The sequence below is a fragment of the Aliiroseovarius crassostreae genome (assembly GCF_025137635.1).
In the GTDB taxonomy this organism is placed as follows: Bacteria; Pseudomonadota; Alphaproteobacteria; order Rhodobacterales; family Rhodobacteraceae; genus Aliiroseovarius; species Aliiroseovarius crassostreae.
The window spans coordinates 1960665-1973562 of sequence record NZ_CP080772.1; the positions used below are offsets into that span (position 1 = coordinate 1960665).

Below are 12898 nucleotides of genomic sequence, written 5' to 3' on the forward strand. Positions count from 1 at the left end.
CCCGGCCGAGGGCATCCCATGCGCATAACAGCCGTGACCTGTGTGAAGAACGAGGGCCCGTTCCTGATCGAATGGATCGCCTTCAACCGTGTGCTGGGCGTCACGGATTTCCTCTTTTATTCAAATGACTGCACCGATGCGACCGACCGGCTTCTTGATGCGCTGGCGGCGCGGGGCATCGTCAGCCATCTGCCCAACCCGGCCGAGGGGCGCAATTACCAGATGGAGGCGCTGAAGGCGGCGAAATCCCATGACCTCGTGCTGTCCTCGGACTGGATCTGGATTGCCGATGTGGACGAGTTTCTGAACATTCATGTCGGTCAGGGCACGATCCCCGAACTGATCGAGGCCTGCGACAACCCGCATGCGATCTCGGTCACGTTCCAGTTCTTTGCCAATGGCGATATCGACGCGTTCGAAGACCGTCCGGTCATTGCGCAATTCACCCGGTCCCATAACCCGGACATCTGGTGCGACCAGACCGCGCAAGAGGTCAAGACCCTGATCCGCCATGATTTTCCCGTGAAATATTACGGCGCGCACCGCCCCTTCATGAAAGAAGGGCTGCCCAAGGATCGCCGTCCTGTCTGGAAAGATGGGGGGGGACGCGATGTGCCATGGAAATTCCGCACCGCCGCCAACAAACGCCGGATCCGCAAATTTCCAGCCGATGGCGCCCGCAGCCTGGCCACGCTCAACCACTACGCGCTGCGCTCGCTTGACAGCTATCTGGTCAAGAATGACCGCGGTGACGTGAACCGGGAAAACCGCAATTTCGACGACACCTACTGGCGCGAACGCAATGACGACGCCTATGAGGACCTGTCGATCCAGCGTTATCTGCCACGGCTTGAGAAAGAGATGGCGCATCTTTTGGAAGATACCGAGATCCGCGCCCTGCATGAGGAGGCCGTGGCGGCCCATCGCGCCACGCTTGCGCGGCTGATGGCAGATGCGGATTACCGCGCCCTGCGCGACCAGCTGAAAGCCTGCCCGAAACAAAGCCCGGCGGAACTCGCCCTGAAGGAGCTGATCAAGCCATGAGCACACCGCCATTTCCGAAAGGGCTGAAAGTCATCAATCTCGGCCTGCCGAAATCCGGAACCACCACATTGGGTCAGGCGCTGAAACAGGCCGGGATGAATGTTGCGGACTGGCGCATCCGGCGCGGGCAGAGCAAGGATGATCGCCTGGCCCGCACCTTTGTCGGCAAGCTGATGTATGATGGCTATTTCCTGGACGGGGATCCTCTGTCGAAAATGGCCGAGTTTGATGCGTTCACCGAAATCGACGTGGTGCGCGAAGGGCTGAACCTCTGGCCACAATGCGACTGGGGGCTACTGGCGGCCATTCGTGCCCATCATCCGGGGGCCAAGTTTGTTTTGACCCATCGTGACCCGGTCAAGCTGTCCGACAGTATGGGACGGTGGTCCAATCTGGGCCGCACCCGCCTTCCCTCCAACGCCATTCCCGGCCTGCCGGAAGGCTATGGCAGGACGGATGCGGAACGGATCCGCTGGATCGAGGGGCATTTCACCTTTTGCCGACAGGTTTTCGCCGGGGCCGATGATTTTCTGGAATATGACATTGAGGACGACACCGCCCGCGACCGGCTGTCGGATTTCCTCGGGCTCGACCTGCCCTGGTGGGGGGTGGCAAACGCCAATGAGAACCGCCCCGCCGAAGCGGCACAGGACGGGCCGCCTGCCCCTGAGAGTAGTGACATGCGTAAGAGTAAGGAAAACAGCTGATGCGGATTGTGCTCCATATCGGTCTGGAACAATGCGGCGCGGAGCGTCTGCAGGAGGTGCTGGACGCCAAGCGCGATCAGCTGACCGACAAGGGTGTGCTTTACGCCCGCAGTCCCGGCCGCAAGAACCACACACGGCTTTACATGGCGGTCACCGACCCTGACCGGGTGGACATCCTGCGCCACAATCGCGGCTATGCCTCTGCTGACAAGCAGGACATGCTGCGCCGGCAGGTCGGAGAGGATCTGCTCAAGGAAGTTGAAAAGCACCGGCCCGAGACACTGATCCTGTCCGCAAGCCAGCTCTGCACCCTGCCCTATGACAGCGAGATTGCCCGGCTGAAATCCCTGCTGCAACCGCTGTCGGATGATATTCAGGTCATTGCCCATGTGGATGAACAGGGCCGGGTGATGACACGTCATTATGCCGCCACGATCCTGAGCGGGCGCACCGCCCCCCTGTCACGCGAAATCACGCTGGCACAGAACGTGACCCAAAAGGGTGAGGAAAGCTGGGCCGAGGCCGCCCTGGCAAGCTGGGGGGTGCCCGCGCCGGAGCATCAGCAATTCGACGAATTGCAGTCCCCCCCTCATTGGCTGGATTACCTTTCGCTGGTTGAGCGGTGGGAAAAGGTGTTTGGCACGGGCGCGGTCACGCTGCGCCCTTATGATGCCGATCTGTTTGCCTCTGCCGCCCTGACGGAAGAGATCCGCAGCATGGCCGGGATCCGCGCCAATATCGGCAAGGCCCCGGAAGGATCGGGCTATCCCCGTCCCCCCGCCGCCAGCCTGACCCGCGCACGCATGATGAACGAGGTGCTTGTGGCCCTTCTTGCCAAGGGGCGCCTGATCCCCCCGGTGCTGTGGCGCAGGCTTCTGGGGCAGGTTCTGGTGCCCGGCGCCCCCATCGCTCCGGGGGAACTGGTGGAGTTTTCCCGTGAGTTTGAAAAAAGCAATAAAGAGCTTTTAAAAAACCACAAAACCCTGACACCTGAGACCCTGAAACGCGACCGGGCCGTGCCCGGCGGCTGGCAGGAGGCCGACCCGACCATGGGGTTTCGCGCCACGCAATATGTGGCCGCCCTGCTGCCGCGTATTGATCAGGCCACCCGTGAACAGCGCAAGGCGGGCAAGGCCCCGGCCCCGGTTGTGGCGGCAGATACCCAGATCACCGGGCAGATCAACGGGACCCCGCCCCCCGCGGGAGAGACCTCTTCCGACACGCTCAGCCCGGTGGCCGAGAAGCTGATGAGTGCGCGGGCCAAGGAAAACTTCCTCCACCTGCGCGGCGGACGGTTTGCGCCGCATAACAATATCGGCCGGGTCAATGAGACGGAGCTGGCAGCGGAGTATGAAGAAATTTCCCCGCGCGCCTTGCCGGATGCCCTGAAAAAAGGCGGCAATTCCGGGCGGGTGATTGTGGGCTGCATGAAGAACGAGGCCCCCTATATCCTTGAATGGGTCGCCTATCACCGCGCCATGGGGATCGACAATTTCCTGATCTACACCAATGACTGTTCCGACGGCACGTCAGAGATCCTGGGCCGGTTGCAGGATCTGGGCATTTTGCAGCATCGCAACAATGACAATTGGAAGGGCAACTCCCCCCAGCAATACGCACTGAACCAGTCGCTGAAGGAAAACGTGATCCTGAACGCGGAATGGGTCATTCATATTGACGTGGATGAGTTCATCAATGTGCGCTGTGGCAATGGCACGATGCAGGACTTCCTTGACCGCGTGCCGGATGCCACCAATGTGGCAATGACCTGGCGCCTGTTCGGCCATAATGGCGTGACCGAATTTGCAGACGATCTGGTGATAGACCAGTTCGACACCGCCGCGCCGAAATATGCGCCCAAGCCGCATACGGTCTGGGGGTTCAAGACCATGACCAAGAATGTCGGCGCCTATGAAAAGCTTTCCTGCCACCGCCCGAACAAGCTGCGTGACAGCCACCGCGATCAGGTGGTCTGGGTCAACGGATCCGGCCAGGTGATGACCGACGGGTATAAGGACAAGGGCTGGCGCTCGGACCTCAAGACCGTTGGGTATGACCTGCTGCAGCTCAATCACTACGCGCTGCGTTCGGCGGAAAGCTATCTGATCAAGCGCCAGCGGGGGCGTGCGCTGCATGTGGACCGCTCCATCGGCATCAACTATTGGGTGCGGATGGACTGGGGCGGCAACACGGATGTGACCATCAAGCGCAATATCCCGCGCACGGTGGCCGAGCTTGGCCGTCTGATGGCCGATAAAAAGCTGGCGGCATTGCATCAATCCGGCGTCGACTGGCACCGGGCCAAGGCGGCAGAGCTTCGGCAGAACCCCGAGTTTTCAGATCTTTACGATCAGGCCCTGGACACCAAGCTGACAGAAATGGAACGTGTGGCCTATGCGCTGGCCCTGGACATGGAAAGCTAAGGTCCCTTTGACGCGAAACAGAAGGGGGTGATAAAAATGAGCAGTAAAAAAATGACAGAACACAACCCGCAGATACCTGACCCCAAACCGGTCATTCAATATCCCGATGACGGGCCGCGCTATGTGAAATCCCGCGGCATGCGCTTTCCCAATGATCCCCGTTACCTGACACCGGCCCGCCGCCGCGCCCTGCGGTCCAACGCCTATGAAGAGCGCGAGGCGGACGCCGTCAAGGCCACGGTCAACCGCGACGACGTGGTGCTGGAGCTGGGCGCCGGCATGGGGTTCATGTCCACCTTCATGGCCCGCAAAATGAAGGTGAAAGAGGTGCATGCCTACGAGGCCAACCCGCATATGATCCCTTATATCGAAGAGGTGTATCGCGAGAACGGCGTCGAAACCGCGCATATCCACAATGCCATTTTGGGCAAGCGCAAAGGGGCGGCCAAATTCTATGTGCGCTCCAACTTCCTTGCCAGTTCGCTTGAGGAAAACCCCAAAGGGGAAAAGGCGGAAGTGACCGATGTGGTCGACGTGGAAGTGCGCAATTTCAACACGGTCCTGAAAGAGCTCAAACCAACGGTGCTGGTTTGCGACATCGAAGGGGCCGAGGCAGACCTTCTGCCCGGGGCGGATCTTAGTGGTCTCCGGGCCGCCGTGATCGAATTGCATCCGCAATGGATCGGGCAAACCGGGGTGCAGACCGTGTTTGACACCATGCACAAGGCCGGGCTGACCTATTTCCCGCGCCACTCGAACGCCAAGGTCGTGACCTTCAAGAAGGGCTGGTAGATGCGCGCCACCGCCATCCTGTGCGTGCGCAATGAAGGCGCGTTTTTGCTGGAATGGCTGGCCCATCACCGGGGCATTGGCTTTACCGATTTTCTGGTGCTGTCCAATGATTGCGACGACGGCACGGATACGATGCTGGACCGGCTGCAGGATATGGGCGAACTGATCCATATCCGCAATGACGGGCCGTATGGGAATGGCGGCATCCAGTGGACCGGCTACAAGCTGGCGGACAAACACCCGCTGGTGCAGCAATCCGATTGGCTGATGACGCTGGATATTGATGAGTTTGTGAACATCCATGTGGGGGATCACAGCCTGTCATCGCTCTGGGCCGCCCTGCCCGAGGCCGACGCGATCCCGCTCACATGGCGGCTTTTCGGCAATGCAGGGGTGCTGCGCTATCAGGACCGGCCGGTGAGCGAACAATTCACCCGCGCCGCGCCCGAAGTGATGTATTGGCCCTGGCGCGCCTTCATGTTCAAAACCCTTTATCGCAACACCGGGGCCTATCGCAAACTGGGGGTGCATCGCCCGCGCGACCCGGTTGATGGCAAGGTCGAGCACACCCGCTGGTTTGACGGCCAGGGCCGCGAGATGGACCAGAGGTTCCAGAAAGGTCAGATCTTCTCCCCGTTTGGACAGGCCAATTACGGGCTTGCACAGATCAATCACTATGCGCTTGGGGCGATGGAAAGCTATGTGCTGAAACGGGCCCGGGGGCGCGCGGTGCATGACGGTGACCTGCTGGGGCTGGATTACTGGACCGAACGCAACTGGAGCGATGTCGAGGACCTTTCGATCCGGGCCTGCGACGGGCTGCGCGATCCGCATCTTGGGCGCTATCGCAGCGATCCCACCCTCGCAACGCTGCATGCCCAGGCGGTTGACTGGCGCAAGACCCGCTTTCAGGCCCTGATGGCAGAAGAACCCAATCGCGCCCTGATGGGGCGGTTGATGATGTCTCCCCCGGCGCGCCCGCTGCCCCTGAAACTGGCGCGAGAGCTGTTTAAGCATGCACAAAATGCCCGCGGTGGATGGGATTGACCACCAGACCGGGACAGTCACGAAATCGCACCCGGCATTTCACCTTTTTGCCCCATTGCATACCCAATCCCGCCCGCATTACCTTTTAGCACATCTATAAAGCGGTTCGGTTTCAACCTGACAAAGGGCAAACCGAAACGCCGCAAGAGAGATCTATGTTGTGGGCGTTTCAGGATAAACGTGTATCGTAAGTTTATCCCGAAACGCTTTAAGGATGGCCGAGCCAAAGGTATCAGTATGATGGACGACACCCCGACCCAGGCAGATGAGCGCGACCAGCGCGAGTGTGATCTCGCCGGGGTGGATTTTGACAAGTGGCTGAGTATGATTGACGAAATGGGCGAAGAGCGCGGCTATTTCGAACCTGTCGGACAGCGCCACTCGGCCATCCTCACCGATGACGGCCCAACCCTGGTGGTCACATTCGAAACCGCCAAATCCGTGCGCCAGAGCAAAGAGGCCCGCCCGCTGGGCTGGGATCTTGCCGAAGAAAACGGGTGGTCCAATCTCTGCATCCTTGCCCATGAGGAAAGCTGGTTTCGCGACCCGGACCTTTATGGCTATTTCGACCGGCTTGTGGATGACGGGTTTTTCGAAGATTTCGATCAGGTCGTGTTTTACGGGGCTGGCCCCAGTGGCTACGCCGCCTGCGCCTATAGCGTGGCCGCGCCGGGGGCGACGGTAATCGCCATTTCCCCGCAGGCGACACTCGACATGACCCGCGTCGCCTGGGACCGACGTTTTCCCAAGATGCGCCGCACCGATTTCACCACCCGTTACGGCTATGCCCCCGACATGGTCGAAGGCGCCGAGGCTGTCTATCTTTTACATGATCCGGCCAATGCCGAGGATGCAATGCATGCCAGCCTGTTTCAGGCCGAGCACATTCACCACCTGACCTGCCGCCACATGGGCGACACGCTGGTGGAGGAGCTGTGGTCGATGGCTGCCCTGCCGCAGATGATCGAAGCCGCCACCGAGGGCCAGCTCTCCCCCCATGTGGCGCGAAACATCCTGCGCAACCGCCGCACCCACCTGCCCTATCTGCGCCGACTGCTGGACCGGCTGCAACAGACAGACCGCCCCCGTCTGGTGGCCGCCCTGTCACGTCACGTGACCGAACGGCGCGGCGCCCCCAGGTTCCGCAAGGCACTGACCGAGGCCGAGCGCATCCTCGAAGATGCCTGATCTTCTGACACGACCTTTTACCAGACCTTAAAGCGTTTCGAGATGAACTTGAGACACAAGGTGATTTCGAAACGCCCGCAACATCAGTAGGTTTCGGGCGTTTCGCCTCATTGTTGTGTCTCAATAATAAGTCGAAACACTTTAATCAAATCTCGTGCAATCTGGCCGCATGGAACAGACATGTCACCCGTTCAGCGGCACACCGATCAATGCGGAAACTCCCCGGGATCTGCCGCTTTTCCCCCTGCACCCGGCCGAGGAACTGGCCGATATTCGCCGCCAGATCTCTCGCCTCAGAAAACGAGAGGCGGAGCTGCGCCACCACCTTTTGTGCTGCACCGATCCGGATGCGCGCGAGGGTCCCCTGCACCGCGTGGTGATAAAAACCACCCGCAGCAAGGTGTTTGATACCACGTTGCTGCCCCCGGCCATCCAGTCAAATCCCAGGTTCTTTGCGACACGAGAACAGACCCGCGTCTGCGTGTTGCCAACAGAGCGTCCGGCACGACGGTTGGGGCTCTTTTCCGGCAAAGGGCTGCGGTATCGTCCGGACGGGGAAGAGTTCGGGGCGCCAGACCTGTTTTCTGAGGCTCTGCGCGGGGATTGAGGCAATAAAGCCCTTCCCAGCGTGACAGGCTTGGTCTAATCACGGGACCGATGACCCAGACTCTGACAATCCGCCGCCCTGATGACTGGCACCTGCACCTGCGCGATGGCGAGGTGCTGAACGCCGTCCTGCCCGAAACCGCACGCCATTTTGGCCGTGGTATCATCATGCCCAACCTTGTCCCCCCCGTGGTGACCTTTGACGACGCCCAGGCCTATCACGGTCGGATCATGGCGGCGCTGCCCGAGGGCATGACATTTGACCCGCTGATGGTGCTTTACCTGACCGAAGACACCGACCCCGAGGATGTGGCCCGCGCCCATGCGTCCGGTCTGGTGAAAGCGGTCAAGCTCTACCCCGCCGGGGCCACCACCAACTCGGCCTCGGGGGTGCAGGATTTCACCAAGGTGGCAAAGGTGTTTGAGAAGATGGCCGAGATTGGCCTGCCGCTTTGCGTTCATGGCGAAGTGACCGACCACGACATCGACATCTTCGACCGCGAAGCCGTGTTCATCGACCGGGTGCTGGATCCGATCCGCCACGCCCATCCCGATCTGCGCGTGGTGATGGAACATATCACCACGAAAAACGGTGTCGATTACGCGCGCGCCGGCGGCGACAATCTGGGGGCGACGATCACCACGCACCACCTGATCATCAACCGCAACCACATCCTCGTGGGCGGGATCAAGCCACATTACTACTGCCTTCCGGTGGCCAAACGCGAAGAGCATCGCCTGGCGCTGCGAGAGGCGGCAACCTCTGGCGAGGCCACCTTCTTTCTTGGCACCGACAGCGCCCCGCACACGGACCCGAACAAGGAAAGCGCCTGTGGTTGTGCGGGCTGTTTCACCGCGACAAATACCATGTCCTGCCTTGCGGAAGTGTTCGAGGAAGAGGGCGCGCTGGACCAGCTCGAAGCCTTTGCCTCGCTCAATGGTCCGGCCTTTTACGGCCTGCCCGCCAACGCGGCCACAATCACGTTGCGCAAGGGGGCACCTGTCACCTACCCAACCAAAATCGACAGTGCCGCCGGCCCGATCACCGTGTTTGATCCGGGCTTCCCGCTGCATTGGTCGGTAGAGACCTGAACAGAGCGGATCCCTGATCCGCGTCGCACCCGGCCGCCCCCCAGGTCGGGTGCGACACCGCCCCCCCTTCGGGCCGGGAGCAAATCTCGGGGGAGTTTGAGACACACGAACAGGACGCTGCCACATGATCCCTTCCGCCTTCCCCGCCAAAGACGAAATTGCCCGCCTGACAGCCCGTATGCTGCTTGAGATCGGCGCGGTGAATTTCAACACGGATGAGCCGTTCACACTGGCCTCGGGTCTGCCCTCGCCCAGCTATATCGACTGCCGCAAGCTGATCTCTTTCCCGCGCATCCGCTCAACGCTCATGGATTTCATGGCGGTGACGATCATGCGCGAAGCGGGGTTCGAGGCGTTTGACAATATCGCGGGTGGCGAAACTGCGGGCATTCCCTTTTCGGCCTGGGTCGCTGAACGTCTGGCCCTGCCGATGACCTATGTGCGCAAGAAGCCCAAGGGCTATGGCAAGAACGCGCGGATTGAAGGGGCCATGTCCGAAGCGCAGCGCGTGCTGCTGGTCGAGGATCTGACCACCGATGGCGGATCGAAACTGTCATTTGTCGATGCGATTCGCGACACCGGCGCCACCTGCGGCGCCACCGCCGTTGTATTCTATTACGACATTTTCCCCGAGACCGAGAAAACCCTGTCCGATCATGGCGTTCAGCTTATCCACCTGTGCACCTGGTGGGATGTTCTGGCGGAGGCGAAGGCGCAGGAAGCGTTTTCAACCGAGACGCTGGACGAGGTGGAGCGGTTCCTGAAAGACCCCCGCGCCTGGCAGGCCGCGCGGATGGAAGGCTAACCCGAACCCACCAAGTTTAGGCACCCTTTTGCAGGATCCCACCAAATATGGTAGGGTCCTGCCGGTGCTTTGACTTATCCACAGATTGTTCACAGAAACATACATTTTGCGTTGAGGCAGGGATCGGGGGTAATACTCCCCCCGACGGGAGCTGCCACCGCTCCGCCGAGGGACAGAGGCATGAACGAGATCAGCACGATACCGGGCAACCTGCCCGCTGCAACAGATGCGCGCCCGGACGAGGTGCAGGGCATCCTGCCGCACCATATCGAGGCGGAACAGCAGCTTCTGGGCGCCATCCTGACCAATAATGACGTCTATGATCGGGTCGCCTCGATCATCAATTCCAGCCATTTCTACGAGCCGGTACACCAGCGCATCTATGAAATCGCCGCAAGCCGCATTGCCAAGAACGCGCTGGCCTCTCCGGTCACGCTGAAGGCGTTCATGGAAGATGACGAGGGTCTGAAGGAACTGGGCGGGCCTGCCTATCTGGCGCGTCTGGCCGGGGCTGCGATTTCCTCTTTTGCGGCGCGCGATTATGCGCAGATGATTTACGATCTGGCGATCCGGCGTGAGCTGATCCGGCTGGGGGAAGATATTTCCGCCAAGGCCGCGAAGGTCGATATTTCCTCGGAACCCAAGGAACAGATCGTCGAGGCCGAGCAGCAGCTTTACAAGCTGGGCGAGGCCGGACAGGTCGACAGCGGGTTTCAATCCTTTCTCAAGGCCGTCACCGGTGCGGTGCAAAACGCCAATGCCGCGTATGAGCGCGGCGGAGGCATGGCCGGGATTTCCACCGGGCTGATTGACCTCGACAAAAAGATGGGCGGGCTGCACCCGTCTGACCTGATCATTCTGGCCGGGCGTCCGTCGATGGGGAAAACCTCATTGGCCACCAACATCGCCTTCAACGTTGCCAAAGCCTATAAAAAGGGGCTGAAACCGGACGGGTCGGAAGGGGCGATTGATGGCGGCGTGGTCGGGTTCTTCTCGCTTGAGATGTCGGCCGAACAGCTCGCGGGCCGGATTCTGGCAGAGGCGGCCGAGATTTCATCCCACACCATTCGTCAGGGGGATTTCCAGGAGGATGAGTTCCGCCGCTTGGTGCAGGCCGCCAAGGATCTGGAAAGCTGCCCGCTTTTCATTGACGACACCCCGGCCCTGCCCATTTCGCAACTGGCCGCGCGGGCGCGGCGTCTGAAACGGACCCACGGGCTGGACCTGCTGATCGTCGACTATCTGCAGCTGTGTCGCGGCATGGCCGACAACCGCGTGAACGAGATTGCCGAGATTTCCATGGGGATGAAGGCGATTGCGAAAGAGTTGAACATCCCGGTGATTGCGCTTTCACAGCTGTCTCGTCAGGTGGAAAGCCGGGATGACAAACGCCCGCAACTCTCGGATCTGCGGGAATCGGGCTCGATCGAGCAGGATGCCGACGTGGTGATGTTTGTCTATCGCGGCGAGTATTACAAAGAGCGTGAGAAACCCGGTGATCACGAGCTGGACCGGATTGCCGAATGGCAGGAAGAGATGGAGCGCCTGCATGGCAAGGCCGAGGTGATTCTGGGCAAGCAGCGTCACGGTCCGATTGGCACGGTGGAGCTGAGCTTCGAGGCGCGCTTTACCCGATTTGGCAATCTGGTCAAGGAATGGCAGCAGGGGGCGGATCAGCAGTTCTGACGCCCCAACACAGGTGAGGGCTTCCACTCACGGACCCTCTATCGAGCAGATGGCCACGGCGAACGATCCGGCGGCCAGAGAGCAGTAGGGCAAGACAGCCCATGAGGAGGAGGCAGGACAACGGATGGTGGTGACAGGATTGAACCACATCACGTTGGCCACCTCCGACCTCGCCCGGTCCGTCGGGTTTTATCGTGACCTGCTTGGCGCCACCCTGCGCGCCCACTGGGCTGGCGGCGCCTATCTGGAGCTGGGGGACATCTGGCTATGCCTGATGCAAACGGCGGACGACATCCCCTTCCGCACAGATTACACCCACCTTGCCTTTTCCTGTGAAGCGGCTGAGTTTGCGGCCCTGTCCGATCGCATCCAGACGCAGGCCGCGCTGTGGCAGGAGAACAGCTCACACGGCGCGTCGCTTTATTTCCTTGATCCGGACGGGCATCGGCTGGAGCTGCATCTGGGGGATCTCGAAACCCGTCTGGCCCATTACCGGGCACATCCGGAAAAGGGCGTGACGGTGATCGATTGAGCGCCCATTCCGCCACCTGCGCCAAGGCGTGATGTGCGGTGCCTCCGGCGGGGATATTTAAGACAAGAAAAAAGTGGCAGCGCTGCCCCGGCGACTGGCCGTGGCTCAGCCCCCGGCGGCGCGGGGCCGGACCGCAGCAAGCCGGGTCAGCGGCGAAAATCTGTGATCATCATGTAATCCTTGCGTGGGCCGGTGACGCGCCATGTGGCGCGCCAGTCTGGCCAGCGCGAGAAATTATAACTGACTTCATAATCGTCAGGGGGGCAGTGATGAAACCCCGTGGCGGTATCCCCCGACAGGCCTATACGGTGGAAATCCCGCCCATCTTCAAACAGCACGAGCACCCCATCCGCATCCGGCCGCCAGAGGTAGCGGCGGGTGGCCTGCATGGCCGTCGGGCCGTTTGGACCGGCGGGAAGACGCAGCTCTCCCGCTTCGTCATAGCGCAGCCCCTCCGCATCCGGCGTGAACGTGGCAACCCCTTCGAAACATCCGGTGCTGCCTGCCTTGGCATCTTCTATCCGCCGGGTCAGGTGCCAACGGCCTTCGAAATCGGAAAGTTGCAGCGTCACTTGATCCCTCCTTCATAAATCGCCCAACGCACGCCGACAAAGCGCACCTGATCCCCGGCGCGCAGCATGTCATAGCAGTCCACATGGGATGCAGGCGGCCAGGAGGAGCAATACTGATCCTCTTTGACAAACCACCGCCCCCAGCTCTCTGCGCCGGCCACGTAAAGCGTGCGCCCATCGGCGTGGAACAGTTGCCAGCGACCCTGATCCTTGCCGGAATACACCACACGTGCATCCGTAAGGGCGGCGCGAATCTCATCCCCACGCATGGGCAGAAAAGCGTCCCCGGCCTGCGCATTCTGGACATTTCCCAGCATGATTGTCGCTAACAGCACCGCAATCCGCCCCATCTGCCTCCCCTTCTCTTGATCTGCCGCACCGCAGCAGTCTATGACACCGCCAAC

General features: G+C 60.8%; 13 protein-coding genes. 11 read left to right on the top strand and 2 right to left on the bottom strand.

The genetic code is table 11. The features are described from left to right. Positions 1–18: 18 nt before the first annotated feature. The 11 genes from K3J57_RS09330 to K3J57_RS09380 all read left to right on the top strand — a co-directional run bounded on the left by K3J57_RS09330 (position 19) and on the right by K3J57_RS09380 (position 11922). Positions 19–1044, top strand: coding sequence for a glycosyltransferase family 2 protein (locus K3J57_RS09330; protein WP_259795539.1), 1026 nt, complete (start codon positions 19–21; stop codon positions 1042–1044). Continuing rightward, positions 1041–1751 carry a sulfotransferase gene (locus tag K3J57_RS09335; RefSeq protein WP_259795542.1) on the top strand — a complete coding sequence of 237 codons (711 nt, stop codon included), beginning with the start codon at positions 1041–1043 and terminating at the stop codon, positions 1749–1751. The genes K3J57_RS09330 and K3J57_RS09335 overlap by 4 nt, the downstream gene beginning before the upstream one ends. Next, positions 1751–4174, top strand: coding sequence for a glycosyltransferase family 2 protein (locus tag K3J57_RS09340; protein WP_259795545.1), 2424 nt, complete (start codon positions 1751–1753; stop codon positions 4172–4174). The genes K3J57_RS09335 and K3J57_RS09340 overlap by 1 nt, the downstream gene beginning before the upstream one ends. A 36-nt stretch (positions 4175–4210) precedes the next feature. Next, positions 4211–4966 carry an FkbM family methyltransferase gene (locus tag K3J57_RS09345; RefSeq protein WP_259790965.1) on the top strand — a complete coding sequence of 252 codons (756 nt, stop codon included), beginning with the start codon at positions 4211–4213 and terminating at the stop codon, positions 4964–4966. After that, a complete protein-coding gene (locus tag K3J57_RS09350; protein WP_259783906.1) occupies positions 4967–6013 on the top strand; it encodes a glycosyltransferase family 2 protein in 1047 nt (348 codons plus the stop codon). Between the two features lie 237 nt (positions 6014–6250). Continuing rightward, positions 6251–7201: a phosphoadenosine phosphosulfate reductase gene (locus K3J57_RS09355; RefSeq protein ID WP_259790988.1), complete on the top strand. Its 951-nt coding sequence runs from the start codon at positions 6251–6253 to the stop codon at positions 7199–7201. Between the two features lie 169 nt (positions 7202–7370). Then, the gene (locus tag K3J57_RS09360; protein WP_259790991.1) at positions 7371–7808 is read left to right on the top strand and encodes a hypothetical protein; all 438 of its coding nucleotides are present in this window, start codon (positions 7371–7373) and stop codon (positions 7806–7808) included. Positions 7809–7858: 50 nt separating this feature from the next. Further along, complete coding sequence (pyrC, locus tag K3J57_RS09365; protein ID WP_055189600.1) at positions 7859–8899, top strand: dihydroorotase; 1041 nt, start codon at positions 7859–7861, stop codon at positions 8897–8899. A 124-nt stretch (positions 8900–9023) separates the two neighbouring features. Further along, complete coding sequence (locus tag K3J57_RS09370; protein WP_259795547.1) at positions 9024–9704, top strand: orotate phosphoribosyltransferase; 681 nt, start codon at positions 9024–9026, stop codon at positions 9702–9704. A 180-nt stretch (positions 9705–9884) separates the two neighbouring features. After that, entirely contained in the window at positions 9885–11390 is a 1506-nt protein-coding gene (locus tag K3J57_RS09375) for a replicative DNA helicase (protein ID WP_055189604.1), read from the top strand. 127 nt (positions 11391–11517) lie between these two features. After that, positions 11518–11922: a VOC family protein gene (locus tag K3J57_RS09380; protein WP_259797759.1), complete on the top strand. Its 405-nt coding sequence runs from the start codon at positions 11518–11520 to the stop codon at positions 11920–11922. A gap of 146 nt (positions 11923–12068) precedes the next feature. On the opposite strand, the gene K3J57_RS09385 is transcribed toward K3J57_RS09380, so the two are convergent. Continuing rightward, positions 12069–12494 (bottom strand): DUF6314 family protein, encoded by a 426-nt coding sequence (locus K3J57_RS09385; RefSeq protein ID WP_259791000.1) that lies wholly within the window; start codon positions 12492–12494, stop codon positions 12069–12071. Continuing rightward, the gene (locus K3J57_RS09390; protein WP_259791002.1) at positions 12491–12844 is read right to left on the bottom strand and encodes a hypothetical protein; all 354 of its coding nucleotides are present in this window, start codon (positions 12842–12844) and stop codon (positions 12491–12493) included. Before K3J57_RS09390 ends, K3J57_RS09385 begins: the two co-directional genes overlap by 4 nt. Positions 12845–12898: the final 54 nt, after the last annotated feature.

Excerpts from the sequence above, each read along its gene's own strand:
- K3J57_RS09330 (WP_259795539.1), top strand. The coding sequence starts at position 19 with ATGCGCATAACAGCCGTGACCTGTGTGAAGAACGAGGGCCCGTTCCTG.
- K3J57_RS09335 (WP_259795542.1), top strand. The coding sequence starts at position 1,041 with ATGAGCACACCGCCATTTCCGAAAGGGCTGAAAGTCATCAATCTCGGC.
- K3J57_RS09340 (WP_259795545.1), top strand. The coding sequence starts at position 1,751 with ATGCGGATTGTGCTCCATATCGGTCTGGAACAATGCGGCGCGGAGCGT.
- K3J57_RS09345 (WP_259790965.1), top strand. The coding sequence starts at position 4,211 with ATGAGCAGTAAAAAAATGACAGAACACAACCCGCAGATACCTGACCCC.
- K3J57_RS09350 (WP_259783906.1), top strand. The coding sequence starts at position 4,967 with ATGCGCGCCACCGCCATCCTGTGCGTGCGCAATGAAGGCGCGTTTTTG.
- K3J57_RS09355 (WP_259790988.1), top strand. The coding sequence starts at position 6,251 with ATGATGGACGACACCCCGACCCAGGCAGATGAGCGCGACCAGCGCGAG.
- K3J57_RS09360 (WP_259790991.1), top strand. The coding sequence starts at position 7,371 with ATGGAACAGACATGTCACCCGTTCAGCGGCACACCGATCAATGCGGAA.
- pyrC (WP_055189600.1), top strand. The coding sequence starts at position 7,859 with ATGACCCAGACTCTGACAATCCGCCGCCCTGATGACTGGCACCTGCAC.
- K3J57_RS09370 (WP_259795547.1), top strand. The coding sequence starts at position 9,024 with ATGATCCCTTCCGCCTTCCCCGCCAAAGACGAAATTGCCCGCCTGACA.
- K3J57_RS09375 (WP_055189604.1), top strand. The coding sequence starts at position 9,885 with ATGAACGAGATCAGCACGATACCGGGCAACCTGCCCGCTGCAACAGAT.
- K3J57_RS09390 (WP_259791002.1), bottom strand. The coding sequence starts at position 12,844 with ATGGGGCGGATTGCGGTGCTGTTAGCGACAATCATGCTGGGAAATGTC.